This is a genomic window from Amycolatopsis sp. cg5 (assembly GCF_041346955.1).
Taxonomy (GTDB): Bacteria; Actinomycetota; Actinomycetes; order Mycobacteriales; family Pseudonocardiaceae; genus Amycolatopsis.
In genome coordinates this window covers 6,761,980-6,787,382 of record NZ_CP166849.1, presented here as the reverse complement: position 1 = coordinate 6,787,382, position 25,403 = coordinate 6,761,980, and the positions used below count along the sequence as shown (strand labels likewise).

20 protein-coding genes are annotated in these 25,403 nt (G+C 69.7%); 11 read left to right on the top strand and 9 right to left on the bottom strand.

From position 1 onward, the window contains the following. The first annotated feature begins 29 nt into the window (after positions 1 to 29). The 5 genes from dxr to AB5J62_RS30285 all read left to right on the top strand — a co-directional run bounded on the left by dxr (position 30) and on the right by AB5J62_RS30285 (position 4,965). Positions 30 to 1,235 (top strand): 1-deoxy-D-xylulose-5-phosphate reductoisomerase, encoded by a 1,206-nt coding sequence (gene dxr / locus AB5J62_RS30305; protein WP_370943372.1) that lies wholly within the window; start codon positions 30 to 32, stop codon positions 1,233 to 1,235. Positions 1,236 to 1,238: 3 nt separating this feature from the next. Continuing rightward, positions 1,239 to 2,477 (top strand): RIP metalloprotease, encoded by a 1,239-nt coding sequence (locus tag AB5J62_RS30300; RefSeq protein ID WP_370943371.1) that lies wholly within the window; start codon positions 1,239 to 1,241, stop codon positions 2,475 to 2,477. Between the two features lie 13 nt (positions 2,478 to 2,490). Then, positions 2,491 to 3,642, top strand: a complete 1,152-nt coding sequence (gene ispG, locus AB5J62_RS30295) for a flavodoxin-dependent (E)-4-hydroxy-3-methylbut-2-enyl-diphosphate synthase (protein WP_370943370.1) — start codon at positions 2,491 to 2,493, stop codon at positions 3,640 to 3,642. Between the two features lie 123 nt (positions 3,643 to 3,765). Then, the gene (locus AB5J62_RS30290) at positions 3,766 to 4,578 is read left to right on the top strand and encodes a helix-turn-helix domain-containing protein (RefSeq protein ID WP_370943369.1); all 813 of its coding nucleotides are present in this window, start codon (positions 3,766 to 3,768) and stop codon (positions 4,576 to 4,578) included. Between the two features lie 3 nt (positions 4,579 to 4,581). Further along, complete coding sequence (locus tag AB5J62_RS30285) at positions 4,582 to 4,965, top strand: VOC family protein (protein ID WP_370943368.1); 384 nt, start codon at positions 4,582 to 4,584, stop codon at positions 4,963 to 4,965. Between the two features lie 77 nt (positions 4,966 to 5,042). Here AB5J62_RS30285 and AB5J62_RS30280 read toward each other — a convergent pair whose 3' ends face one another. After that, positions 5,043 to 6,560, bottom strand: a complete 1,518-nt coding sequence (locus AB5J62_RS30280; protein WP_370943367.1) for a carboxylesterase/lipase family protein — start codon at positions 6,558 to 6,560, stop codon at positions 5,043 to 5,045. 298 nt (positions 6,561 to 6,858) lie between these two features. On the opposite strand from AB5J62_RS30280, the gene AB5J62_RS30275 reads away from it, so the two are divergent. From AB5J62_RS30275 to map, 3 genes are read left to right on the top strand one after another with little or no spacing between them, the layout of a single operon-like run. After that, entirely contained in the window at positions 6,859 to 7,713 is an 855-nt protein-coding gene (locus tag AB5J62_RS30275; protein WP_370943366.1) for a GNAT family N-acetyltransferase, read from the top strand. A gap of 50 nt (positions 7,714 to 7,763) precedes the next feature. Beyond that, a complete protein-coding gene (locus AB5J62_RS30270; protein WP_370943365.1) occupies positions 7,764 to 9,548 on the top strand; it encodes a penicillin-binding transpeptidase domain-containing protein in 1,785 nt (594 codons plus the stop codon). A gap of 24 nt (positions 9,549 to 9,572) precedes the next feature. Then, on the top strand, positions 9,573 to 10,430 hold the full coding sequence (gene map / locus AB5J62_RS30265) for a type I methionyl aminopeptidase (protein ID WP_370943364.1): 858 nt from the start codon (positions 9,573 to 9,575) through the stop codon (positions 10,428 to 10,430). A gap of 65 nt (positions 10,431 to 10,495) precedes the next feature. Here map and AB5J62_RS30260 read toward each other — a convergent pair whose 3' ends face one another. Beyond that, positions 10,496 to 11,170, bottom strand: a complete 675-nt coding sequence (locus tag AB5J62_RS30260; protein ID WP_370943363.1) for a FadR/GntR family transcriptional regulator — start codon at positions 11,168 to 11,170, stop codon at positions 10,496 to 10,498. Between the two features lie 132 nt (positions 11,171 to 11,302). On the opposite strand from AB5J62_RS30260, the gene AB5J62_RS30255 reads away from it, so the two are divergent. Beyond that, on the top strand, positions 11,303 to 12,580 hold the full coding sequence (locus AB5J62_RS30255; RefSeq protein WP_370943362.1) for a CynX/NimT family MFS transporter: 1,278 nt from the start codon (positions 11,303 to 11,305) through the stop codon (positions 12,578 to 12,580). Here AB5J62_RS30255 and AB5J62_RS30250 read toward each other — a convergent pair. The 3 genes from AB5J62_RS30250 to AB5J62_RS30240 all read right to left on the bottom strand — a co-directional run bounded on the left by AB5J62_RS30250 (position 12,568) and on the right by AB5J62_RS30240 (position 16,181). Further along, on the bottom strand, positions 12,568 to 13,776 hold the full coding sequence (locus AB5J62_RS30250; RefSeq protein ID WP_370943361.1) for a right-handed parallel beta-helix repeat-containing protein: 1,209 nt from the start codon (positions 13,774 to 13,776) through the stop codon (positions 12,568 to 12,570). The two genes, AB5J62_RS30255 and AB5J62_RS30250, sit on opposite strands and share 13 nt — an antisense overlap. A gap of 130 nt (positions 13,777 to 13,906) precedes the next feature. Beyond that, the gene (locus AB5J62_RS30245) at positions 13,907 to 15,298 is read right to left on the bottom strand and encodes a mycothione reductase (protein ID WP_370943360.1); all 1,392 of its coding nucleotides are present in this window, start codon (positions 15,296 to 15,298) and stop codon (positions 13,907 to 13,909) included. 55 nt (positions 15,299 to 15,353) lie between these two features. Next, positions 15,354 to 16,181, bottom strand: coding sequence for a M15 family metallopeptidase (locus AB5J62_RS30240; RefSeq protein WP_370950383.1), 828 nt, complete (start codon positions 16,179 to 16,181; stop codon positions 15,354 to 15,356). A 176-nt stretch (positions 16,182 to 16,357) separates the two neighbouring features. On the opposite strand from AB5J62_RS30240, the gene AB5J62_RS30235 reads away from it, so the two are divergent. Then, positions 16,358 to 17,149 (top strand): serine protease, encoded by a 792-nt coding sequence (locus tag AB5J62_RS30235; protein WP_370943359.1) that lies wholly within the window; start codon positions 16,358 to 16,360, stop codon positions 17,147 to 17,149. A gap of 559 nt (positions 17,150 to 17,708) precedes the next feature. Then, positions 17,709 to 18,134, top strand: coding sequence for a GNAT family N-acetyltransferase (locus tag AB5J62_RS30230; protein ID WP_370943358.1), 426 nt, complete (start codon positions 17,709 to 17,711; stop codon positions 18,132 to 18,134). On the opposite strand, the gene AB5J62_RS30225 is transcribed toward AB5J62_RS30230, so the two are convergent. From AB5J62_RS30225 to AB5J62_RS30210, 4 genes are all read right to left on the bottom strand, one after another. Then, positions 18,103 to 19,275, bottom strand: coding sequence for an 8-amino-7-oxononanoate synthase (locus tag AB5J62_RS30225; protein ID WP_370943357.1), 1,173 nt, complete (start codon positions 19,273 to 19,275; stop codon positions 18,103 to 18,105). The two genes, AB5J62_RS30230 and AB5J62_RS30225, sit on opposite strands and share 32 nt — an antisense overlap. A 133-nt stretch (positions 19,276 to 19,408) precedes the next feature. Further along, a complete protein-coding gene (locus AB5J62_RS30220) occupies positions 19,409 to 20,905 on the bottom strand; it encodes a DEAD/DEAH box helicase (protein ID WP_370943356.1) in 1,497 nt (498 codons plus the stop codon). A 423-nt stretch (positions 20,906 to 21,328) separates the two neighbouring features. Continuing rightward, positions 21,329 to 22,276 (bottom strand): serine protein kinase RIO, encoded by a 948-nt coding sequence (locus tag AB5J62_RS30215; RefSeq protein WP_370943355.1) that lies wholly within the window; start codon positions 22,274 to 22,276, stop codon positions 21,329 to 21,331. A 182-nt stretch (positions 22,277 to 22,458) separates the two neighbouring features. Then, positions 22,459 to 25,278 (bottom strand): AAA family ATPase, encoded by a 2,820-nt coding sequence (locus tag AB5J62_RS30210; protein ID WP_370943354.1) that lies wholly within the window; start codon positions 25,276 to 25,278, stop codon positions 22,459 to 22,461. Positions 25,279 to 25,403: the final 125 nt, after the last annotated feature.

Here is a 25,403-nt window from a genome sequence, read left to right as displayed (position 1 = left end):
TCGAAGGCCCCGCGAGACAATCGGTCACGATGACTACTTCGCGCAGTGTGCTCGTCCTCGGTTCGACCGGCTCGATCGGTACCCAGGCGCTCGACGTCGCCGCCCGCAACCCGGACCTGTTCCGGATCGCGGGCATCGCGGCGGGCGGCTCCGACCCGGCCGCGCTGGCCGCGCAAGCGCTCGCGCACCAGGTCGAGGCCGTCGCGGTGATCAAGGCGACGGCGGCGGAAGATCTGCAGCTCGCGCTGTACGCCGAGGCCCAGCGCCGCGGCTACGCGCAGGGCGACTTCCGCATCCCGCGCATCCTCGCCGGCCCCAGCGCGGTGCTGGAGCTCATCGACTCCGTCCCGGTGGACGTCGTGCTCAACGGCATGCCGGGCTCGCAGGGCCTGGAGCCGACGCTGCGCGCGCTGTCCACAGGCGCCACGCTGGCGCTCGCGAACAAGGAATCGCTGGTCGCGGGTGGTCCGCTGGTCCTGTCGCGGGCCAAGCCCGGCCAGCTCGTGCCGGTCGACTCCGAGCACTCGGCGATGGCTCAGGCGCTGCGCGGCGGCCGCGCGGAGGAGGTCGACCGGCTGGTCCTGACCGCGTCCGGCGGCCCGTTCCACGGCCGCACCCGCGCCGAGCTCGCCGACGTCACGCTGGAAGGCGCGCTCAAGCACCCGACCTGGTCGATGGGCCCGGTCGTGACGATCAACTCGGCCACGCTGATGAACAAGGGCCTGGAGCTGATCGAGGCGACCCTGCTGTTCGGCATCGAGGCCGAGCGCATCGACGTGGTCGTGCACCCGCAGTCCGTCATTCACTCGATGGTGACCTTCGTCGACGGCTCGACACTGGCCCAGGCCAGCCCGCCGGACATGCGCCTGCCGATCGCGCTCGCGATGAACTGGCCGAACCGGGTGCCCGCCGCCGCACCCGCCTGCACCTGGGATCGGGCCACCGCGTGGACCTTCGAGCCGCTCGACAACGTGGCGTTCCCCGCCGTCGACCTGGCCAGGCACGCGGTCAGCGCCGGTGGCTGCCTGCCCGCCGTCTACAACGCGGCGAACGAGGTGATGGTCGACGCCTTCCTCGCGCAGAACACCAGCTTCACGTCGATAGTGGACACTGTTTCCCAGGTGGTGGCAGCCGCCGACGAATGGCGTCGCGAACCGCGCGACGTGGACGATGTACTCGCGGCGGAGCAGTGGGCACGGACCCGCGCTGCCGAAGCGATGTCTGGGAGGAAGTAGCGCGTGGTCATCGTCTTGGGTGCGATCCTTTTCGCGCTGGGTATCTGCGTCTCGGTCGCACTGCACGAAGCGGGCCACATGCTGACGGCGAAGGCCTTCGGCATGAAGGTGCGCCGCTACTTCATCGGCTTCGGGCCGACGGTGTTCTCGTTCAAGCGCGGCGAGACCGAGTACGGCCTCAAGTGGATCCCGCTCGGCGGCTTCTGCGACATCGCGGGCATGACCGCGCTCGACGAGGTCACTCCTGAAGAGTCCAAGCGCGCGATGTGGCGGTTCCCGACCTGGAAGCGCACCGTGGTGCTTTCGGCGGGCTCGGCCGCGCACTTCATCCTCGGCTTCCTCGTGCTCTACATCATGGGCGTCACCATGGGCCTGCCGGACATCGAGGCCGCGCAGAAGCAGCCCGACGCGACCGTCTCCAGCATCTCCGCCTGCGTCCGTCCCGCGACCACCCAGGCCGAGGTCGACCAGCAGAAGAAGCAGGTGCTTTGCCAGCCCGGTGACCTCGCGCCCGCCAAGGCGGGCGGCATGCTGCCCGGCGACCGGATCGACTCCATCAACGGCAAGCCGACCAAGACCTGGGAAGAGGCCGTCAAGCTCATCCAGGTGTCTTCGGGGCCCACTCAGTTCGTGGTCCAGCGTGGCGGCCAGCCGGTCAACCTGACCATCGACGTGCCCGCGATCGCGCGGCTGCAGACCGACGGCAGCGTCAAGACCTTCGGCATGATCGGCGCGGCCAGGTCTAACGCGGTGCCCGCGCCGCTGACCTACGGCCCGATCGACGGCATCGGCGGTGCGATCCACCACACCGGGGTGATGTTCGACCAGACCTTCCAGCGGCTGATCGAGTTCCCGTCGCGCATCCCGGCCGTGTGGAACGCCATCTTCGGCGGCGAGCGCGACCCGAACACCCCGGTCAGCGTGGTCGGCGCGAGCATCATCGGCGGCGAGGCCGTCGACCGCGGCCTGTGGGAGATCTTCGTCTACCTGCTGGCGACGCTGAACTTCTTCATCGGCGTGTTCAACCTGCTCCCGCTGCTGCCGCTCGACGGCGGGCACATCGCGGTGACCTGGTACGAGCGTGTCCGCGACCTGCTCCGCAAGGCTCGCGGCAAGGTCGCGGGCGGACCGGTCGACTACACCAAGTTGTCCTCGGTCACGATGGTGCTCGTCTTCTTGGGAGCAGCAGTCACGCTACTCACCGTAACGGCTGACATCGTGAACCCCATCCACCTGCCGTAGGTACCCTGACAGGGTGACTGTCGCACTAGGAATGCCGGCCCTGCCACCACCTGTCCTGTCCGACCGACGCAAGACCCGCCAGCTGCAGGTGGGCTCAGTCGGCGTGGGCAGTGAGCACCCGATTTCGGTGCAGTCGATGACCACCACCCTGACCTCCGACGTGAACGCGACGCTGCAGCAGATCGCCGAGCTGACGGCCGCCGGATGTGACATCGTGCGGGTGGCGTGCCCGTCGGCTGACGACGCGGAGGCGTTGTCGGCGATCGCGAAGAAGTCGCAGATCCCGGTGATCGCGGACATCCACTTCCAGCCGAAGTACGTGTTCGCGGCGATCGAAGCGGGCTGCGCGGCGGTCCGGGTGAACCCTGGCAACATCCGCAAGTTCGACGACCAGGTCAAGGAGATCGCCCGCGCGGCGAAGGACCACGGCACGCCGATCCGGATCGGCGTCAACGCCGGGTCCTTGGACAAGCGGCTGCTGGAGAAGTACGGCAAAGCCACGCCCGAGGCGCTGGCGGAGTCGGCCATGTGGGAGGCGTCGCTGTTCGCCGAGCACGACTTCCACGACATCAAGATCTCGGTCAAGCACAACGACCCGGTCGTCATGGTCCGGGCGTACGAGCTGCTGGCCGAGCAGTGCGACTACCCGCTGCACCTCGGCGTGACCGAGGCCGGTCCGGCGTTCCAGGGCACCATCAAGTCGGCGGTGGCGTTCGGTGCGCTGCTGCGGCAAGGCATCGGGGACACGATCCGGGTGTCGCTGTCGGCGCCGCCGGTGGAAGAGGTCAAGGTCGGGATCCAGATCCTGCAGTCGCTGAACCTCAAGCAGCGCAAGCTGGAGATCGTGTCGTGCCCGTCCTGCGGTCGCGCGCAGGTCGACGTCTACACCCTCGCCGAGCAGGTCACCGCCGGTCTGGAGGGCATGGAGATCCCGCTGCGCGTCGCGGTCATGGGCTGCGTCGTCAACGGCCCCGGCGAGGCCCGCGAAGCCGACCTCGGCGTCGCCTCCGGCAACGGCAAGGGCCAGATCTTCGTCAAGGGCGAGGTCATCAAGACCGTGCCCGAACACGCGATCGTCGAGACCCTCATCGAAGAAGCCATGCGCATCGCCGAAGAAGCAGGCGAGTCCATCGGCGAAGGCGAGCCCACCGTCACGGTCGGCTGAGTGCCAGACCCGGGATAAAGCGGGCTTTACTCCCCGGAGTAAAGCCCGCTTTTCTTCGCGGAGTAAAGCCCGCTTTATCCCGGGGAGCAGGTAACTGTCGGTCGGCAGGTTTAGGCTGGTCAGGTGTCAGTCGAATGGGCTGTGGGACTGCCGCACCCGGCGGTGCGGCACCTCGTCGCGCGGTACGTCGGATACACCCAGGAGAGCGTCACCCCCGAGGTCCATCGGGGACTTCCGTCGCGGTACGTGACCATGATCATCAGCCTGGCGGAGCCGATCCGGCTCCTCGAAGGCGCGGGCTTCGGCGCGCTGAGCACCCAGGGCATGGTCGGCGGCATGCACGTCGGCCCGGCGCTGATCGCCCAGGACCGCTTCCAGTCGGGCATCCACCTGGAGCTGAACCCGCTCGGCGTGCGCGCGCTGCTCGGCGTCTCGGCGGCCTCACTGGCCGGCGAGGTCGTCGAGCTCGAACAGTTCGCGCTGGGTTCACTGCCGGACCGGCTCCGGTCCGCGCCGGACTGGGCGTCCCGATTCTCCATTTTGGACACCGTGCTGACGCGTTCGGTCGCCTCGGTCGACATCTCACGCGAGGTCGGCTGGGCGTGGCAGTCCATGATCGGCGCCGGCGGCCGACTGCGCGTGACCTCACTGGCCGACGAGATCGGCTGGAGCCGCCGCCACTTCGGCGAACGCTTCCGCGCCGAGGTCGGGCTCTCACCCAAACAAGCGGCGAGGGTGCTGCGCTTCGAGCGCGCCGCTGGGAAACTGCGCGGCGGCCGGCTGGATCTGGCCTCGCTCGCCGTCGAATGCGGGTACTACGACCAGGCGCACCTGTCGAACGAATGGCGCGCGCTGGCCGGCTGCTCACCGCGGACCTGGATACTCGAAGAGCTCCCGTTTCTCCAAGACTCGGACGTCTTCGCGCTCGACACTTGAGCCATGAACGAGATCTGGCCCGCACTGCGCTACGACGACGCGCCCGCGGCATTGAAATTCCTGACCGGCGTCTTCGGGTTCTCGGAAACCCTTGTGGTGCCGGGAGAAAACGGCGACATCGTGCACGCCGAGATCCGCTGGCCCGGCGGTGGCGGCGTGATGTTCAGCGGCACCGCCTACTGCGCCGGCGTCCACGGCGAGATCAAGGCTGGCGGAAACGCCGTGTACGTGGTGGTTTCCGACGTCGACGCGGTCTACGAGCGCGTACAGGCAGGCGCCGAGATCGCCGACCCCATCGCCGACACCGACTACGGCTCACGCGCCTTCACCGCCCGCGACACCGAGGGCAACCTCTGGACCTTCGGCACCTACAAAGGCGCCGCGTAGACCGGGATAAAGCGGGCTTTACTCCCTGGGATAAAGCCCGCTAAACATCGCGGAGTTAAGCCCGCTTTATCCCGGGTTTAGATGCCTGCCCAGAAGCCGCAGTTGTGCTCGGCCGCCAGGTCGACGGGCCGCACCGCGCCGGGCGCGAGCGAGAGCACGCCCGAGTGCCACTGAGGTCCGGGGTCGCCGACGCGGGCGAACCGCGTCCAGTACCCGATCATCTGCGCCGAAAGGCGTTGCTGCTCGGGCGTCAGCTTGATCGACGGACCGACCAGATCCGACAGGTACGGCAGTTCCGACCCGTGTGCCGCGCCCGGCTTGATGTCCGGCGGGAACGGCAGGAGCGCGGGCGCGTCGCGGTCGGCGAACTCGTAGGCGAACGTCCGTGTGCGCGCGGCGAGCAGGCGGCCGGTCTCGACCTGGCCGCAGGACCAGATCCGGTCGGTCATCGCGTCGGCGAACGCCATCGCCGGTGAGCCGTGCGCCGAGCTCGGGTACTTCGCCGCGACCTGTGGGGCCTTGGCGCCGAACGCGGTGCGCAGGAGTTCCTGGTAGCGCTGCTCGGTCATCGGCTGGTCGGGGAACAGCGCGACGAACAGCCTGGCCTCGTCGCGGGTGGTGCCCGCGATCGTCGGCACCCGGTTGAACCGGCCCTCCCGCACCGCCTGCGCCGGGCTCAGCGGCAGCACCCTGGTGTCGTAGGCGGGTGAGCTGATCGGCAACGGCAGCAGCGCCTTCACCGGCAGCCCGCGCAGGCAGGCCAGGTCCGTGCAGCCGAGGCCGGCGCCGATCGCCGTGCCTTGCTGCTCGGCGGCCGAAAGCGAGGTGAACGGCGAGCCCGCCGGCACGCCGGGGAAGAACCCGCCGTCCGGCCACGACAGCGTGCACGGCCCGCTCTGGATGATCGCCCGGTCGAACAGGCCGGCCGACAGCGGCGACGCGAGATGCGAGCAGACGCTGAACCCGCCCGCTGATTCGCCGAACAGGGTCACGTTGTGCGCGTCGCCGCCGAACGCGGCGGCGTTGCGCTTGACCCAGCGCAGGGCGGCCTGCTGGTCCTCGATGCCGAAGACGCCCGAGTCGGCGAGCCCCGGGTAGCCGAGGAAGCCGAACGCGCCCAGCCGGTAGTTCACCGTGACGACGACCGCGTCGCCGCCCGAAGCCAGCCGCCGCACGTCGTAGTCACTGCCCGAGCCCGCGGTGAATCCGCCGCCGTGCACCCAGACCATGACCGGCCGCGGCCGGTACGACGGTTTGGCGGGCGTGGTGACGTTCAGATAGAGGCAGTCCTCGCTCTCGCTGTCCGCGGCGACGACCGACGGGGCCTGCGCGCAGCGCTCGCCCGGCTTGGTCGCGTCGCGCACGCCGGTCCACGGCCGCGCGGGCTGCGGCGCCTTCCAGCGCAGTTCGCCGACCGGTGGCGCGGCGAACGGGATTCCTTGGAACGTCCGGTGCTCGGCGGTCACCGTGCCCCGGACGGCGCCCGCGTCGGTGCGGACGAGGTCGCGGCCGGACGCGGCCGCGGAATCGGTCAGGGCGCCCACGGCCACGAAGGCCAGCGCCAGTGTCAGCGTTCGTCTGATTCGCTTACTCACAACCCCAGGAGTTCGCATACTTCGACCTTGGCGGGGTCGTCACGCTTTGTCATCCGGGTTTAGGTCGTGTTTCTCGGATCGGGCACGCGATAGCCGCGCCCAGGTCGTCCCTGGCGGCACCGCGGCATCACCCGAGTACGACCCGGTACGAGGGCGATGCCGCGGCACCGCCAGGAACAACCTGGATCACGACTCTCACGCACCTGATCCGAGAAACACGACCTAGCGGAAAAGTTCGCCACAGCGTGTCGGGGCCCTCGCGTTCCGTTGACGGCGTTCATCTGGCACTCTGGTGAACGTGTTGCGGCTTGCAGGTGCGCGGCTGCTCGATGATCGGGACTTTCCGGCGGTCCGTGCCGCGCTCTCCGCCGACCCCGTGGGTAGCTGCATGGTCAGCGCCCGGGTCGAGGTTGCCGGTCTGGACCCATGGCGCCTCGGCGGTGAGCTGTGGGCAGCCGACTCGCGCCCGATCAAAGCGGGCCGTATCCAGGGACTTTGCTTTTCCGGGCCGAACCTCATCCCGCTGCGCGGCAACGCCTCCGCGCTGCGTTCCTTCGCCGACCGCGCGCTGCGCCGCCAGCGCAGCTGCTCCTCGCTGGTCGGACCGGCCGAGCAGGTGCTCGGGCTGTGGGAAGAGCTCAACCCGGAGTGGGGACCGGCCCGTGAGGTCCGCGCCGACCAGCCGTTGATGGCGCTCGACGGCCCGCCCGCCGTGCCGAGCGACCCGCTGGTGCGCCCGGTCAGGCCCGACGAGCTGGACCGCTACCTGCCCGCGGCCATCGCCATGTTCATCGAAGAGGTCGGCGTCGACCCGCGCGCGGGCGACGGCGGCGTCAGCTACCGGGCCAGGGTCGCCGAACTGATCGCGGGCGGCCGCGCGTTCGCCAGGTTCGAGGGCAAGGAAGTCGTCTTCAAGGCCGAGATCGGCGCGATGTCGAGCACGGTCGGCCAGATCCAGGGTGTCTGGGTGCACCCGGACCGCCGCGGCGACGGGCTGGGCACCGCGGGCACCGGCGCGGTGGTCAGCAGGCTGGTCCGCGGCCTCGGCCGGACGGCGAGCCTCTACGTCAACTCGTACAACACCGCGGCGCTCGCGGCTTATCGCAAGGTCGGCTTCCAGCAGGTCGGTCAGTACGCGACTGTACTCTTTTGAGTCGGCGTTGCGGTTCTTGACAACCGCTCTGAACAGGCATTATCCCGCGCATGCCGGTTCGACCACTGTTGCTCGTCGGGCTTCTGCTCGCCTCGCTCACGGCGTGCTCGTCCACGCCAGGCCCCGAGGACGTCCTCAACGACTTCCTGGGTGCGATCGCCTCGGGTGACACCACCCGCGCGGCGATGCTGACCAACTCTCCCGACGCCGCGAAGGCCGTGCTCGATCAGGCGAGAGGCGCGCTGACCCCGCAGTCGCTGCAGACCTCGGTCCAAGAGGTGCACGACCCGGCGGGCTCGACGACGGCCGACGCGAAGTTCCGGTACGACTGGAATCTCGGGCACGGCAGGCAGTGGCGGTACGACGCGAGCGCGCAGCTGTTCTCCGAGCAGGACAACTGGAAGATCCGCTGGCTGCCGACCGTGCTGCACCCGAAGCTCGGCGCGCAGCAGCTGCTCGCCGTGCGCGTCGACACGCCGCCGCTGGCCGCCGTGCTCGACCGTGACGGCGTGCCGATCCTCGAGCCGGGCACCGTGGTCGGCGTGCTGATGGACCCGAAGCTGCCCGATCCCGGCCCGGTGGCGGGCAAACTCGCCGCCGCGCTGGCGAAGTACGAACCCTCGGTCACCCAGAAGTCCATTGTGGACGGCTTGAAGGCGCAGAACTCCACCGCGGCCTACTCGGTCGTTTCGTTGCGGGCAGGCGATTATCAGCGCGTCAAACCCGTCATCTACGACCTGCCAGGGGTGAAGTTCAGCAAGCAGGAACGGCTGTTGCCCATCCAGCGCGACTTCGGCAGGCAGGTGCTGCCCGCCGTCCGGTCGATGGTCGAGGACCAGATCGCCGGGCACGCGGGCTGGCGGGTGATGACCGTCGGCTCGATGGGCATCGACGTCGCCGAGCTGTACGAGAAACCGGCCGAACCCGCGCCGGCGATCGCGAGCACGCTGTCCGGCAAGGTGCAGGAGGCGGGTGAGAAGGCGATCGACTCGGTGAAGACACCGGCCGCGCTGGTCGCCATCCAGCCGTCGACCGGCGAGCTGCTCGCGGTGGCGCAGAACGACAAGGCCGACGAGCAGGGCCCGCTCGCGCTCACCGGCCGGTTCCCGCCGGGCTCGACGTTCAAGATCGTGACCGCCGCGGCCGCGATGTCGGCGGGCAAGGTCGGCTCGGACAGCATCGTCGACTGCCCCGGCACGACCGCGTTCGACGGCCGCGTGGTGCCCAACGAGGGCAAGTTCTCGCTCGGCGCCGTGCCGCTGACGAAGGCGTTCGCGCGCTCGTGCAACACGACCTTCGCCAGGCTCGCGGCCGACCTCCCGCCCGCCGCGCTGACCGAATCGGCCCGCGATTTGGGGCTGGGCGCCGACTTCGCGCTGCCGGGGCTCACCACGGTCACCGGCTCGGTGCCCGCCACGGACAACGTCGTGCAGCGCGCGGAGAACGGGTTCGGCCAGGGGACCGTGGTCGCGAGCCCGTTCGGGATGGCCTTGGTCGCGGCGAGCGTCCAGTCCGGCCGCACGCCGACCCCGACGCTGCTGCGCGGCATCGCCACCGGAACCCAGAACCTGGGCAAGCAGCTGCGGCCGGACGTGCTCGACGCGTTGCGCGGCATGATGCGCGCGGTCGTGACCGAGGGCACGGCGACCGGGCTGCGTGATCTGCCCGACGTCCGCGGCAAGACCGGCACGGCCCAGTTCGGCGACGGCAGCCACTCACACGGGTGGTTCGTCGGGTACGCCGGTGACCTGGCGTTCGCCGTGCTGCTGGTCGACGCGGGCAGCTCGAAACCGGCCGTGGAGGCCGCACACCGCTTCCTGGCGGGACTCGGCTGACCCGATGGTCGTAGGGTGGAGGCCATGTCCGTTCGTGCCCCGTTGAAGCCCGGCGTCCAGACGCCGCGCCGTGCCGTTCCCGCCAGCATCGCCCGTCCCGAGTACGTGGACAAGCCCGCGCCGAAACGGGACACCGGCAACGGCGTGCGCACGCCCGAGGTGATCGAGAAGATGCGCCTCGCGAGCCGCATCGCCGCGCAGGCGCTGGAGGAGGGCGGCAAGGCCGTCAAGCCGGGCGCGACCACCGAGGACATCGACAAGGTGATCCACGAGTTCGTGCTCGACCACCACGCCTACCCGTCGACGCTCGGGTACCGCCATTTCCCGAAGTCGTGCTGCACCTCGCTCAACGAGGTCATCTGCCACGGCATCCCCGACTCGACGGTGATCGAGGACGGCGACATCTGCAACATCGACGTCACCGCCTTCATCGGTGGCGTGCACGGCGACACCAACGCGACGTTCCTCGCGGGCGATGTTTCCGAAGAAGCCCGGCTGCTGGTCGAGCGGACCCACGAGGCGACCATGCGCGCGATCAAAGCCGTGCGTCCCGGCCGCCAGCTGAACGTGATCGGCCGGGTCATCGAGTCCTACGCCAAGCGATTCGAGTACGGGGTCGTCCGCGACTTCACCGGCCACGGTGTCGGCCCGGCGTTCCACACGGCGCCCACCGTGCTGCACTACGAGGAGCCGTCGGTCACCACGGTGATCGAAAAGGGGATGACGTTCACGATCGAGCCGATGATCACGCTCGGCACGATCGACTACGACATCTGGGACGACGACTGGACGGTCACCACCAAGGACAAGAAGTGGACCGCCCAGTTCGAGCACACGCTCCTCGTCACCGAGGACGGCGCCGAAATCCTGACCCTGCCCTGAGCCGGTAAAAATCCCAATGTGGCTTTCGTCAGCTCGAATCTGACGAAAGCCACATTGGGATTTTTTTACTCGGCGATGCCCGCCAGCAGCTCGTTGAGGAAGCCGACGGCCTCGACCGCGGCACGGTCGGGGTCCTGGTCGGCGATGGCCTTGGCGAGGCCGCGGTGCTCGATCTCCTGCGCGTCGTCGGGGTGCTTGTTCGACGTCGCCGCGACGCTGGCGGTGACCACCTCGGTGAGCCCGCGGTACAGCTCGGTCAGCAGGGTGTTGTGCCCGCTGTTGACGACCGCGAGGTGGAATTCCGCGTCCGTGCGGGCGAAATCGTCCCAGCGGCCTTCGGACTGCTCGATGTCCCGCTGGTCGAGAAGTTTGAACAGTTTCGCGACGTCTTCGTCGGTGCGGGCCGACGCGGCGAGGCGGGCGCCTTCGACTTCGAGTGTCCGGCGGACCTCCAGCACCTCACGGAGTTCGCTGCCGCACAATCTTCGTACGGCGCCGGAAACCTCGCTCGTGGCGCGCACGTAGGTGCCGTCGCCCTGGCGGACTTCGAGCAGCCCGCTGTGCGCGAGCGCGCGGACGGCCTCACGCACCGTGTTGCGTCCTACGCCGAGTTGGGTAGCGAGTTCGGGCTCGGTGGGGATCCGTTGCCCGATCGGCCACTCTCCTTTGGTTACTGCTTCGCGCAGTTGCTCGATGACCTGGTCTACCAGGCCTGCCCGTCGAGTGGTGGCCAGAGGCACAGCGATAATCCCTTCCTCGCCTTGTGAGCGGTTCACTGACTGCAACTGAACAGTCTGGTCAACGTTAGCGGTGGACGCCAGGGCCATGTGACGGGATGATGGTGCGGTCACATTTGATCGTCCAATCATCCCATGTCTGCCATAGTGGCTGGTGTGACCGTGTACTCCTGGGAATCAAGCACCTCTCGTGGCCTCGAACTCGAACTCGAGGGCGTTGTAGAACCGATCCCAGACAGCCGCCGGACCGTGCTCGCCGGAGGCTTGCTTCTCGGCCTCGCGGTCGTTTTGACCGCTTTGAACCTCCGCCCGGCGATCACCAGCGTCGGCCCGCTGCTCGGCGAGATGCGGGGCTCGCTGGGTGCTTCGGCGGTCTGGGCAGGCATCCTCACGACGCTGCCTGGGCTCTGCTTCGCGGGCGCCGGGCTCGCCGCGCCGTGGCTGTCGCGCCGCTACGGCATCGGCGCCGCCATCGGCCTCGCGCTCGCCGTGCTGAGCGCCGGGCTCGTCCTGCGCGTGCTCGACGGGCCTTACGTCGTGCTCGGCGGGACGCTCGTCGCGACCGCGGGCATCGCGCTGGCCAACGTGCTCGTGCCGGTCGTGATCAAGGACTCGTTCCCGGCCCGCATCGGCGTGATGACCGGTGTCTACACCGCCGCCCTGCAGCTCGGCGGCGCGCTGGGCTCCGGCATCACCCCGCCGATCGACGACGCGCTGGGCGGCTGGCGTCCCGCGCTCGCCAGCTGGGCGGTGCTCGGCGTGATCGCGCTGGCCGTCTGGTTCTTCGCCGCCCGCAAGCGCACCGAGGGCGACGCGGTCGCCGCCGGACCGGCGGGCACCGGCAAGTCGCTGCTGCGCAACCGCCTGGCCTGGATCGTCACCCTGTTCTTCGGTTTCCAGGCGTTCCTGGCCTACGTCGTGATGGGCTGGATGCCCGAGGTGCTGATGGACGCGGGCGTGTCCAAGACCGAGTCGGGGTTCCTGCTCGGCCTGGTCTCCGTGCTCGCGGTGCCGATCAGCCTGACCATCCCGCCGCTGGCCGCGCGCCAGGGCAGCCAGAGCCTGTGGATCGTCGGGCTCGGCCTGTTCGGCTTCGCCGGGATGGTCGGCCTGATGGTCGCGCCCGGCTACTCGCCGCTGCTCTGGAGCATCCTGGTCGGCATCGGCATGAGCGTCTTCTCGCTCGCGCTGACGGTGATCGCCCTGCGCGCCCGCACCGGCGAGGACACCGCCCGCCTGTCCGGGATGGCGCAGGGCATCGGCTACCTGCTCGCCGCGCTCGGCCCGTTCCTGTTCGGCCTGCTGCACGACCTCACACACGGCTGGACGATCCCGTTCGCCATGGTGCTGGGTGTCTTCGTGCTGCAGATGAGCTTCGGCGCGCTGGCAGGCCGCCGCCGCTACATCTCGTAGGCGCCGATGTCGTGCCCCGCTCCGGCGGGGCGCGGCCGGTTGTCGAGGTCGAAGGCGGGCGCTCCGGTCGCGGAGCCCTTGTCGACGGCCTTGACCGAACCGGGCTTCAGGTGGAAGTCACCGGCACGCGGATCGACGAAACCGGGGTCGCCCGCGACATTGTGGTCACTGGTGAACGCGGGGTGCGTGAAGTTCCCCTCGGCGTAGATGTTGTTGCGCAGGATGTTCACGCCCGCGTATTCGTCGCCGCCGAACCACAGCGCGCCCTGGGCGTTCCCGTAGAACGTGTTGTTGATGATCTGCACGTTCGAGACCACGCCGGTGGACTCGACCCAAATGCTCAGTCCCGCTTGTGCGTTGCCGTAGGAAACGTTGTTGTACACCTTGACGTTGTCGAGTTTCCGCGTTTCGGAATAGTCCTCGACGGCCAGCGCGATACCGGCCTTGGTGTTGTTCTTGGTGCCGCTCGCGACATTGTTGTAGATCTCCACGCCCGACGCGGAATCGACGTAGATGTTCGGTCCTCGGTTGTTCGAGGAAACGTTGTCGTGAATGGAGATCCGGGCGTTCTCGGTGTACTTGACGTCGATGCCCTCTTCGCCGTTGTCGTGCACCCGGCAGTGCTTGACCTCGATGTCGCGCGAGCCCTCGCCGAGACTCATCGCCTCGTGGTCGGCGGACGTCCCGCGCGCGTTGGTGCCGCGGATGTCGCAGCCGTCGATCACGGCGTTGGCGGTGTCGAGCAGCACCAGCCCGCCGTCCTGGGACCCGTCGATGCCGAACTTGTGGAAGACGAGATCGTGCGCCTGGTAGGCGTAAACGCCGAACCGGCTCGATCCGGCGACCGTGACGTTGGTGAACCGCAGCCAGGACCGGTCGTTCAGCGCGAGACCGTTCTTGCCCGTGATCACGGCCGCCCCGCCGTCGCCGTAGAAGGTGATGTACTTCCCCGGCGCGCCGCTCTTCTTGATCGTCAAGCCGCCGGTGTACGTCCCGGCCGCGATCTTGACGTTGTCGCCCGGCCGCGCGGCGTCGGCCGCCGCCTGGACGGTCGCGTACTGCCCGCCGGGCCCGACGGTCAGCGTCCGCCCTGACGCGGGCGGCGGCACGTCCGGGCAGGGCGCGGCGTCGGCCGGGCTCACCGCCAGCAGGCTCGCGGCCAGCACGGTCGCCAGAGCGGTCTTGGTCAGCCCCATGGGTTTCCTCCCGATCTTGGATGCCGCCGCAGCTTGGCGTGATCGGGTTGGGACGGGTCCCATGAGCCGAGAACCCGGGATAAAGCCCGCTTTATCCCCGGGAGTAAAGCGGGCTTTATCCCGGCCCTGGCTAGTCGAGGGGGAGGTTGAGCAGGGCGTTCTCGATCAGCTCGGGCATGGCCGGGTGGATCCAGTACTGGCCGGTCGCCATGCTGCGCGCGTCCAGGCCGAAGCTCATCGCCTGGATCAGCGGCTGGATCACCGACGGCGCGTGCGGGCCGATGATGTGCGCGCCCAGCAGCTGCCCGGTCGCCGGGTCGGCCAGCAGCTTCGCGAAGCCGGAGGTGTCCTCCATCGCCCAGCCGTACGCGATGCCCGCGTAGTCCTGCTTGGACGTCACGTACGAGACGCCGCGCTCCCGCGCCTCCTGCTCGGTGAGGCCGACCGAGGCGATCTGCGGCGAGCCGAACACGGCGTGCGGGACGAAGCGATGATCGGACTTGATCGGAGCGTCCGGGTTGGCGAGATTGTGCTTCACCACCCGCATTTCGTGGTTCGCGACGTGCTTGAGCTCGTAGTGCGACGAGAGGTCGCCGAGCGCGTAGATGCCCTCGACGTTGGTCTGCTGGTAGTCGTCGACGTCGACGTACCCGCCCTCGCGCACCGCCACTCCGGTGGCCGCGACGTCGAGCAGGTCCGAGTTCGGCGTGCGCCCGACGGCGACCAGGATTTCGTCGGTGACCAGGGTTTCCGCGCCCTCGGGGCCCTCCATCTCGATCGAGATGCCGCCCTCGTCGCGGCCGACGCGCAGGGTCTTGCGGTTCAGCCGCACGTCGAACCTGGCCGCGGCCAGCTCGGTGTAGCGCTCGCTGACCTCGAAGTCCTCGCCGCGCAGCAGCGCGCCCGAGCGGGCGATCAACGAGACCTGCACGCCGAGCGAGGAGAAGACGTGCGCGAACTCGGCCGCGATGAACCCGCTGCCGATGATCACCAGGCGCTTCGGCAGCTCCTCGAGCCGCATGACCGTGTCCGAGGTGTGGAAACCGGTTTCCACCAGGCCGGGGATGTCCGGGATGACCGGCCGTCCACCCGCAGCCAGCACGAACTTGTCGGCGGTGAGCGTCTCGGTGCGGCCGCCGGGGAAGGTGACGGTCAGCGTCTTCGTGCCGGTGAACCGGCCTTCGCCCTCGTAGACGTCGACGTTCGCGTTGTCCTCGTGGCTGCGGCGGTACTCCGCGCCACCGGCGGCGATCGGGTCGATGCGGCCGAAGACGCGGTCGCGGATGTCGGCCCAGCGCACCCCGGTCAGCTCCTCGTCGACGCCGAAGCGCGAGCTGAACGACGGCGTCGCGGCGACGTCGGCCGCGTACACGAACATCTTGGTCGGGATGCAGCCGACGTTCAGGCAGGTGCCGCCGAAGGTGCCCTTCTCGACGATCGCGACCTTCTGCCCCGCGAACTGCGGGCCGAGGATCGAGTTGCCCGATCCGGTTCCGACGATCACCAGGTCGTAGTGCGGCACGCTGTCATCCTTTGTTCGTACGGTTCTCGCTTAGCTGAACTGCTCCCGCCCGCCACTAATTCCCGGTGGCGGAGAAGTGCATGCGGTCCTTCGGGCTGGTCCAGGAGCCGCCCCACGACCACCCGATCGAGCCGAACGCGCGCACCACCGGGTCACCTGGAAGCAGCATCCCAGGCCGCACGTCCTTGCGGTCCAAATACGCCGAAGCGAGTTCGGGCAGCACCAGGTCGCCCTTGGTGTACGGGTTGCAGAACGGGTTGATGTCCACCGCCAGCCCATAGGCGTGCGCCGACCAGTTCGTCTGCCCGCGCGCCGGGCGGCAGACGAACGCGCTGGTCGAGTTGCCGTCGCCGGTCGGCGCGGCGGTGAGCTCGTCCGGCCTGGTGACCCGCATCTCCTCCAGCGGGAAGCGCTGGGCGAAGAGCTGGCCGAACACCTTGGTGACGCCCTCGGCGGCGCTGGCGTTGACGAGCATCTCGCCGGTGTGCGGGCGGCCGTCGAAACCCCAGAACGACATGGTCAGGTAGCGCAGCGCCGTCGACGCGACCGGGCACGCGGGCTGCCAGGTGCTGCGCTTGAGCACGTCGGCGGGCACCGCGGCGATGGTCGAGGCGTAGCGGTCCTCGGCGGGCGGCGGCAGGAAGTCCTCGGTGGGCAGCGCGCGGTTCGCCAGCTCCGGCGGGGTCGGCAGCACCTGGCCGAGGCCGTCCGGGCGGCGGGGCAGTGGCTTGGCGCCGACCTTCCAGCGGGCCTGCTCGGGCGCCGGGGGCGGCTCGGTGGCCGCCGGGCTCGCTGGGGTGGCCGGGCTCGCTGGTGCGAAAAGCGGGGACGGCGTCGGCTGGGGCGGCTCGGTGCCCTGGTGGTCACAGCCGGCGAGTCCCATGGCCGCGATCAGCAGCACGCACACTCGGAGTCGCACACGGCCCAGCTTGTCAGAAGCGGACCGTGACCGTGTAGTCCACCCGATTCAGCGACACCGTATCGGGCCTGCTCCGTTTAGGGTATTGACGACTGCCCGTGTACACGCCGGAGTCATTCCGCCCCGAAGGGAAACCAACGATGCCAGCCAAGTCTCGCCGCAACCTGCTCTTGGTCGCCGGGGCGCTGCTCGCCGCCGCCGTGGCCGTGCCGGTCGCGTCCGCCACCCCGGAGACGGCCGGTCAGCCCGGCATCGTGGGTGGTCAGCCCGCCGCGGTCGCGCAATACCCGTTCGCGGTGTTCCTGACGGACGAGAACGGCAGCCAGTTCTGCGGCGCCGTGCTCATCGGCGAGAACTCGGTGGCCACGGCCGCGCACTGCGCCAAGGCCGTCACGAAACCGAACCTCCGGGTGGTCGCCGGCAGGCAGGACAAGCGTGTCAAGGACGGCACGGTTTCGACCGTATCGGACATCTGGGTGAATCCGGACTACACCGATCCGGGCACCGGCAACGACATCGCCCTCCTCACCACCACGAGCCGCCTCCGCTACGAGACCGCCCAGGTCACCCAGACCGCCAGGTACTACACCGAGAACACCATGGCCACCGTGCTCGGCTGGGGCCGCCTGAAGGACAACGGCGACCGTTCCGACGTGCTTCGCAGCGTCGACGTGCCGATGATCAGCGACGCGAGCTGCAAGGCCGCCTACGGCAACTACGACCCGTCGACCATGGTCTGCGCCGGCTACGAAAAGGGCGGCAAGGACGCCTGCCAAGGCGACTCCGGCGGCCCCCTCGTGGTCGGCAAGGTCCTGATCGGCATCGTGTCCTGGGGCGTCGGCTGCGCCCAGCCCGGCAAGCCCGGCGTCTACACCCGCGTCTCCGCCTTCGCCGACGAACTCGAGAAGCGCTCCAACCGCGGCCTCTTCTGACCCGAGCCCGAAGGGTCGGTACGCGTGCCGACCCTCGGGGTACGTGTGCCGACTCCTCCGGTACGCGTGCCGACCGTTCAGGTACGCGCACCCCCGCTTTGGGGTCGTGAGTGTTGCGGGCGGTTCTATTGAGCGGAAGGTCAAAGGTGGTGTGTCTGGTGTGCTTGGCCGCGGCCGGGGCGGCTGTGTGCGAAATGCGTCGTTGGACGCCTCAAACCCCGCGGAGGCAACCCGCTTGACCGGTTGCAGGGGGCGTTCGAGGCGGGTGAGTGCGGTTCGCGGCGTTGAACGACGCAAGCCGCACTCACCCGGGCACTTGGCCAAGGTATGAGGGGAGCCTTCATTCACGCTTGGTTCGGGTGAGGGCCTCCCTCACCCGTATATACGGTAGAACTGGGCCCCCACCCCACGGATCCGAGTGAAGTAGGCCCTCATCCACGCGGGACCACGACCCTGCCGCGGACGGGGCAGCCGAGAAGGGGTCGTGAGTGTTTTCGCCGGTTAGAACCGGCCGTAACGCTCACGACCCCCCGAGATACGGGGTTGCTTAGGATGCGGTGTGGACAACGTTGCCGGTGATCGGCTGACCGCTGCTCAGCTCTACGAGATCCTGCGTTTGCGCGTGGACGTGTTCGTCGTCGAGCAGGAATGCCCGTACCCCGAGATCGACGGCCGCGACCTGCTGCCGACGACCCAGCACCTCTGGACCGAGGGTTTCGGTTCGTACCTGCGCGTCCTCGCCGATCCCGATGGCGTGAGCCGGATCGGCCGGGTCGTCACGGCCAAGTTCGCGCGGGGCAAGGGGCTCGCGGGCGAGCTGATGAAGGCCGCACTGGACCACATCGGCGACGCCGACAGCGTGCTCGACTCGCAGACCTACGCGGCCGGGTTCTACGCGAAGTTCGGGTTCGTCCCCGAGGGCGAGGAGTTTCTCGAGGACGGCATCCCGCACATCACGATGCGAAGGCTCCGCGTGGCGCGGTAGCGGTGATCACCTTCACCGCACGGTCCACATCGGACTCGGTGAGGTCGGCGCGCGCGGTCAGGCGCAGCCGGGAGATGCCGTCCGGCACGGACGGCGGGCGGAAGCAGCCGACCCGGATCCCTTGCTCCGCACAGGCTCCCGCCCACGCGACGGCCTCGCCGGGCGTCGGCGCGTGCACCGAGATGACGGCGGCTTCCGGCACTGTCAGGGTGAAACCCGCGGCCTTCAGCTGCATCGCGAGGTTCATCGACGCGTCGCGCACCTTGGTCGCCAGCTCGGGCTCGGCCTTCAACGCGTTCAGCGCGGCCAAGGCCGCCGCCGCGCTCGACGGGGCGAGCCCGGTGTCGAAGATGAAACTGCGCGCGGTGTCGATGAGGTGCTTGATCACGCGGCGCGGCCCGAGTACCGCACCTCCTTGCGCGCCAAGGGATTTCGACAGCGTGATGGTGGTGACCACGTCCGGCGCGCCGGCCAGCCCGGCCTCGTGCACGGCACCCCGGCCGCCCTCGCCGAGCACGCCGAAGCCGTGTGCGTCGTCGATCAGGAGCGACGCGTTCGTCTCGCGGCACACCCGCGCGAGGTCGCCGAGCGGGGCGATGTCACCGTCCACGGAGAACACGGAGTCGGTGACCACCAGCGCGCGCGGCTTGCGTCGGGTGCTCAGCGCGTGTGAGAACGCCTTCACGTCGACGTGCGCGACGGCCGCGATGTCCGCGCGGCTCAACCGGCAGCCTTCGATGAGCGAGGCGTGGATGTACTTGTCGGTCACGATCGCCGACTCCACGCCGGACAACGCCGTCACCGCGCCGAGGTTCGCGGTGAACCCCGACGAGAACACCAGCGCGGCCTGCGCGCCGCAGAACCGCGCGAGCTCGTGCTCCAGCTCGGTGTGCAGCTCGGTCGTGCCGGTCACCAGCCGCGACCCGGTCGCCCCGGCGCCCCACCGCAACGCGGCCGCGGCCGCCGCGCCCGCGACCCGCTTGTCCCTGGCCAGCCCGAGGTAGTCGTTCCCGGCGAGATCCAGCTCATCGGCGACCGGCGGCCGCGGCCGCAGCTGCCGGACCAGGCCCGCGCTCGCGCGCTTCTCGGCCTCGGCGTCCAGCCAGTCGAAGACATTCTCGGGGGGAACGGGAGCAGTCACGCCCTGCAGTCTCGCACGCGGGGGTCGTGAGTGTTCCGGCCGGTTCTAACCGGCCGGAACACTCACGACCCGAATGTCAGGTCGCGCAAAAAAGGCGGGGCCGGTGTGACCCGGCCCCGCCTCAATCGCTTACTCAGTTGTCGTAGCTGCGCCGCGGACGGCTGCTCGGACGCTGCGGACGGCCGCCCTCACGGGAGCCACCGCCGCCACTGCCGTAGCGGGGCTGACGGCCACGGCCGCCGAAGCCGCCGGGACGGCCACCCTCGCGGGAACCGCCGTAGCCACCGCGCTCGCCACCGCCGCCGAAGCCACGGCCACGACGCGGGGTCTCACGCTGGCGCTCGGGCACCGGCTCGCCGCTGGGCTGCTGGGCGCCGGTGATGCGGGACAGCTCGGTGTCGCCGGGACGCACGGTCGCCTGCTCCGCGCGGACACCCGCGCGGTCGGTCATCCGGCGGACCATGCGGCGCTGGTCGTGCGTGACCAGCGTGACCACGACGCCCGAAGCGCCGGCACGGGCCGTGCGGCCCGCGCGGTGCAGGTAGTCCTTGTGGTCGGCGGCCGGGTCGACGTGCAGCACCAGGGAAATGCCGTCGACGTGGATGCCGCGGGCGGCGACGTCGGTGGCGACCAGCACCGGGGTGTGGCCTTCCTTGAAGTCGGCGAGCACGCGGTTGCGCTGGCCCTGGGTCTTGCCGCCGTGCAGGGCACCGGCCGCGACACCCTTCTCGCGCAGGCGCTCGGCGAGGCGGTCGACGTGGTGCTTGGTGCGGACGAACATGATCGTCCGGCCGTCGCGGGCGCCGATCTCGGTGATGATGTCCTGCTTGTCCTGGTGCGAGACCTGAAGGACGTGGTGGTCCATCGTGGTCACGCTGGCGGACACCGGGGCGACCGAGTGGGTGACCGGGTCGGTCAGGTAGGCGCGGACCAGGCGGTCCACGTCACCGTCGAGCGTCGCCGAGAACAGCAGGCGCTGGCCACGGGCCGGGGTCAGGTCGAGGATCTCGCGAACCTGCGGCATGAAGCCCATGTCGGCCATCTGGTCGGCCTCGTCGAGCGCGACGAAGTTGACGTCCGAAAGCACCGCGGTGCCCTGGCGGACGTGGTCCGACAGGCGGCCCGGGGTGGCGATCAGCAGGTCGACACCGCGGTTGAGCGCCTCGGCCTGACGGGCGAAGGCCATGCCGCCGACGGCCACGCGGCACCACAGGCCGAGCGACTTGGCGAGCGGGGTCAGCGAGTCGGCCACCTGCATGGCCAGCTCACGGGTCGGCACCAGCACGAGCGCGCGGGGGCGCTTCGGGCGGGCCTTGCCGCCGTCGAGCCTGGCCAGCATGGCCAGCCCGAAGGCGAGGGTCTTGCCGGAACCGGTCTGGGCGCGGCCCAGCACGTCACGGCCTGCGATCGCGTCCGGGATGGTCGCGGACTGGATGGGGAAGGGGGAGTTGATCCCCGCCTCGCGCAGCGCGCGAAGCAGCGGCTCGGGCAGGCCGAGCTCGGCGAAGGTCTTGCTCGGCACGGTCTCGACGGCCGTGTCGTTGTGCAGCACCTCGGTACCCCCGGTACGCGCACGCGGCTTGCGGTGCGGTCGAGCCGAAGGAGCGGAGCTGTTGAACGTGACTGTCACTGATACCTCTCGGACGTGGCACGTCACAAGGAGGCCCGGCTGTCCGCGCGCAGGCAGGACAAGATGGTGTGCAGTGGGCGTTCACAGGGACGAACCCGGCACACCATGTCTGCGTGACACCGCGCGCCAATTGGTTGATACGGATACCGCGAGCCATTCGGTTGGCTTTGGAGGCGACGGACACCACTCATCCACGCCGCCGGTTGCGGTCTGTCACTACTGTACCGGAGTCTGTCTCCGGCACCTACTCGCAGGTGCCTACTGTGGTCAAGCCCTCAGCCGTCACCCGTGAATCACGATCGGTGAGTACCTCCCCAATGCGTCTTTCGGTCCGTGCTAGGTGCCGAAAGACGCATTCGGGCCCTGGCAGGTGCCGAAAGACGCATTGGGGACATGCCAGGGACCGAAGGACGCTTTCGGGACCTAGGGGAGGCCTGCGACCTCGCGGAGGTCGGTGACCAGGGCCATCGGGTCCGTTTCGGACTCGGGGAGGCCTCGGGCGGTGAACCACGAGGTGATGTTGCGGATGTCGCGCTCGAGGAACTCCAGGCCGCGCGGGTTGGCGACGAGGTCGACCACCTGGGGCAGGTCGATGATCATCACCCGTCCCTTGTGGACCAGCAGGTTGTACGCCGACAGGTCGCCGTGCGCGAGGCCCTGCGAAGCGAGCAGTTCCAGCGCCGCCACCGTCTGGTACCAGAGTTCCTTGAGCGCGTCGTCGTCGGCGCGGACCTGGGCGAGGCGGGGCGCCGCCGTGCCGTCGTCGTCGCCGATGAACTCCAGCAGCAGCTCGGTTCCGTGGCGCTGCACCGGATACGGCACCGGCGCGCCCATGCTCCACAGGCGACTGAGCGCCGCGAACTCGGCGACCGCCCACTGCTCCGCGATGAGGTTGCGGCCGAAGCTGGTCCGCGTCTCGATCGCCCGCATCTCGCGGGACCGGCGCATCCGGCGGCCTTCGAGGTAGCCGGCGTCGCGGTGGAACATGCGGTGCTCGTCGCTGCGGTACCGCTTGGCGGCGAGCAGCGTTTCGTTCGAGCCGTCGGGCAGGCCGCGGCGGATCAGGTGGACATCGGCCTCCTTGCCGGTCTTGAGCACGCCCAGTTCGGTGTCGACCGCGGCGAGCGCGGTGAGCACCCAGCCCGGCCGGGGCGACGGGCCGTGCTCGGCGTCTCCCCAGGTGGACCAGCGGTCGGCGCCGCCGGGCACGTCCTGGACGTAGGCGTCTTCACGCAGCTGGGCCAGCCTGCCGCGCTCGGCCTCGGTCATCCGGCCGCCGCGGTTGGGCGCCGGTTCGTCGTCGAAACGAGGGCGCTTGGTCTTGCGACGGGACGGACGGTCGAAAGAGTTTTCGAAATCGTGCTCGCGCACTGGTGGGTTCTCCTCGTGAAGGGGTGCCCCACCGGGCGAGCGGCTACGCGCTAACGGCCTCGGGGGGCGGATGGGCGGGCCATGGGCACGCCAACGACAGGCATGTACACGTCGCACCTCCCTAGCTCCACTCGGGCTTGTCCGACGATCATCCCGGACGCCCCGGACACATCGCAACCGAATTAAGCGCGCTGCAGCTCGTCACGCGAGTGGACCTTCAATTTGCGCAGCACGCTGGCCACATGCTGCTCGACCGTGCGCCTCGACAGGAACAGCACCTCGGCGATCTCGCGGTTGGTGTTGCCCTCCGCGAGCAGCCGCGCGACGTCCCGTTCGCGCGGGGACAGCTCGTCGCCGTAGCCACGACGGCCTCGTCGTGACGGCGTGATCGCGCCCGTCGCGCGGACGGCGTGACGGCAGCGCGCGGCGTCCCTGGTCGCGCCCAGTTCGTCGAACGCGCTGGCCAACGACGTCAGCTCGCCCGCCTCCGGCTCACCACTTCGCGCGAGCCGCTCGCCCGCCAACGCGGCCAGGTACGGCGCGGGCAGCCGCTCGTAGCGCTGGCGCGCGTCGGTCAGCTGCTTGACCGCTGACTCGCCGCGGCACAGCGCCAAGATCCCTTGCGCCTCAGCCAAACCCGCGTAGCCGGCAGGCGCGTCGCAACCGGCCAGGCCGCGTTCGAGTTCGTCGGTAAGCGCTTGCGCGTCGCTTTCGCGGCCGGTCTGGCAGTACGCGTCGACGGCCATGACCACCAGTTCGCCCGCCCACGCCCAGACACCCTTGGCGCGCGCGACCTCCATGCCTCGGTCGGCTTCGAGCGCGGCCGCCTCGGCGTCCTGTTGCGCCAGCAGCATCCGCACGACGCCCGCGTGCGCGGCGAGCACCACCGGGGTGATCGCGTTCTGCGGCTGGGCGATGCCCGTCTCGGCGAAATGCCCGGCCGCGCGGTCCCATTCGCCGCGTGCCACGGCCAGCGAACCCAGCACCAGCGAGAGTTCGCTCGCGACCGGCAGCAGGTCCTGGTACTCGTCGAGCAGCCGCAACGTCCGCGCGGTCAGTCCCTCCCAGTGCCCTGTCAGCCAGTCGACGTGCGCACGCGTCGCGCGCGCGGTGCTGACGACATAAGGCGCGCCGCAGCTGGTGGCCAGCTGCATCCCGCTGTGCAGCAGGCTGCCAGCGCGGTCGTGATGGCCGATCCACGCGCACGCGTCGGCGAGGTTGCAGTGCATCCGCGCGAGCTGGCGTTGCTCGCCGGCCGACCCGATCGTGCCCGGCACCCGCCTGGCGAGCGCCCACGCGCGGCCGTCGCCGACGTGCAGCCAGGCGGGCACGTTGCTGGCCATCATGGTGAGCAGCACCAGCCGGTCGGTGGTGCCCGCGATCAGCTCGTCGACCCGCTGCAGCCACGGCAGATGCGCGGACATCGGCGTCGTGCCCGACCACGGCAGCGCGAGCATGGCGATGCCGCGCGCCTGCAGGTCGGGGCGGTGCCCGAGATCGTTGACCGCCAGCTCGGTCTCCGCGCGACCCGCCTCGACGCCACCCGAATGGCGCATCAGCAACAGGCCGAGACTCAGCCGGACCTCGCCGCGCAGCCGCCGCGACAGCCTGCGGTCGCCGAGCAGGCGCTGCAGTGTCGCGATGACCTCACGGATGCCGAGGCCGTCGAACGCGATCGCGCTGAGCCTGCCTGCCAGTCTGTCCACATCGGACGGTTCGAGCGCCGGTTCGTCCAGCAGGCCGCGGAGCAGGTCGGTCGCGGTCGCGAGATCGCCGACCTCGGCGGCGCGCTGGGCGGCCGCTTCGGCGTAGCGGATCGCGTCGACGGACTCGCCCGCCTTACGGCTGTGCTCGGCGAGCTGAACCAGCGGCGGCGGGGTCAGTTCGAGCAAGGCCTGCACGGCGCGCCGGTGCAATTGCTGCCTGGTCGGGCCCGAAATCGTGCCGTAGACGGCCTGCTGGGCGAGCGTGTGCCGGAATCCGTAGCGGCAGTCACCCGCCTCGAACAGCACGTGCTTCTCCAGCGCCGCGACGAGCGCGCGGCGCGCACGCCCGGCGTCCAGGCCCGCGGTGCCCGCGAGGACCGTGTCCGTCGCGGGCACGCCGAGCACGGCGGCCGCCTCGGTCAGCCGTCGCGCGGTGAGCGGCAGCTTGATGAGCCGTTCGACCATGGCTTCGCGCAGCAGCACCGGCACCTCGACGGATTCGAGCAACCCGGCGTGCAGGGTCTCGGTGTGGTCGAGCGCGTTGAGCGTTTCCTCGACCACGAACGGGATCCCCGCGGTGCGCTCGTGCAGCCGCGCGGCGAACTCCGTCGAGATCGGACACTCGCCCAGCAGCGCCGTGGCCAGGTTCTTCACCCCGTCGGCGTCGAGCGGGCGCAGTTCGATGAGCACGCTGGCCGAGCCGGTCGCCGGCCGGTAGCTGCTGCCGACCGGGATGCCGCCCGGCACTTCCTCCCGGCGGTAGGTGAGCAGCAGGCTCAGGTTGCGCGGCGGATCGGCCATCAGGAAGCGCAGCAGCCTGCGTGAACCGTCGTCGGCCCAGTGCAGGTCTTCGATGACGAGCAGCAACGCGCCGAGTGAGCTGATGAGCTCGCGGAACGCCCGGAAAAGCTGATGCCGTTCCGCGCGCGGATCACCGAGCGGCGCGGGTTGTGCGGGGAGGAAATCGGCCAGCTCCGGCAGATATGGCCGCAGCGCGCCGCTCAATGGGCTCAACGGTGGTTTGTTCTTGAGATGCCGCCCGGCGTGGCGCAGTGCTTCGAGCACGACGCCATAAGGGAATGGTTCGCCCAAAGGCTGGCAATAGCCCGTGAACACCAGCCGCCGCGCCGTTTCCGGCAGCGCCAGCAGTTCGGTGACCAGGCGTGTCTTACCGACGCCCGCCTCGCCTTCGAGCATGACGATCGACGGCGGCCTGGCGATCGCGGACGCGAGCGCCCCCAATTCCGCGGACCTGCCTACGAGCACCGGCGAGCTCGCGTGTCTGACTCCGCTCATTTCCTCAACCACCCAAACCACACCGTTCGGATCATCGCAGCTTAAGGCGGGCGGCCCTGTGACGGAACCCGTGCGGGCGCTCACGGAACTTTCGTAGGTGCGCATTAGATAGGTATCCCTACGGA

Coding starts and splice junctions, on each gene's coding strand:
- AB5J62_RS30255 (WP_370943362.1), top strand. CDS start 11,303: ATGTCTGCCATAGTGGCTGGTGTGACCGTGTACTCCTGGGAATCAAGC.
- AB5J62_RS30285 (WP_370943368.1), top strand. CDS start 4,582: ATGAACGAGATCTGGCCCGCACTGCGCTACGACGACGCGCCCGCGGCA.
- map (WP_370943364.1), top strand. CDS start 9,573: ATGTCCGTTCGTGCCCCGTTGAAGCCCGGCGTCCAGACGCCGCGCCGT.
- AB5J62_RS30210 (WP_370943354.1), bottom strand. CDS start 25,278: ATGAGCGGAGTCAGACACGCGAGCTCGCCGGTGCTCGTAGGCAGGTCC.
- AB5J62_RS30240 (WP_370950383.1), bottom strand. CDS start 16,181: ATGGGACTCGCCGGCTGTGACCACCAGGGCACCGAGCCGCCCCAGCCG.
- dxr (WP_370943372.1), top strand. CDS start 30: ATGACTACTTCGCGCAGTGTGCTCGTCCTCGGTTCGACCGGCTCGATC.
- AB5J62_RS30235 (WP_370943359.1), top strand. CDS start 16,358: ATGCCAGCCAAGTCTCGCCGCAACCTGCTCTTGGTCGCCGGGGCGCTG.
- AB5J62_RS30270 (WP_370943365.1), top strand. CDS start 7,764: ATGCCGGTTCGACCACTGTTGCTCGTCGGGCTTCTGCTCGCCTCGCTC.
- AB5J62_RS30250 (WP_370943361.1), bottom strand. CDS start 13,776: ATGGGGCTGACCAAGACCGCTCTGGCGACCGTGCTGGCCGCGAGCCTG.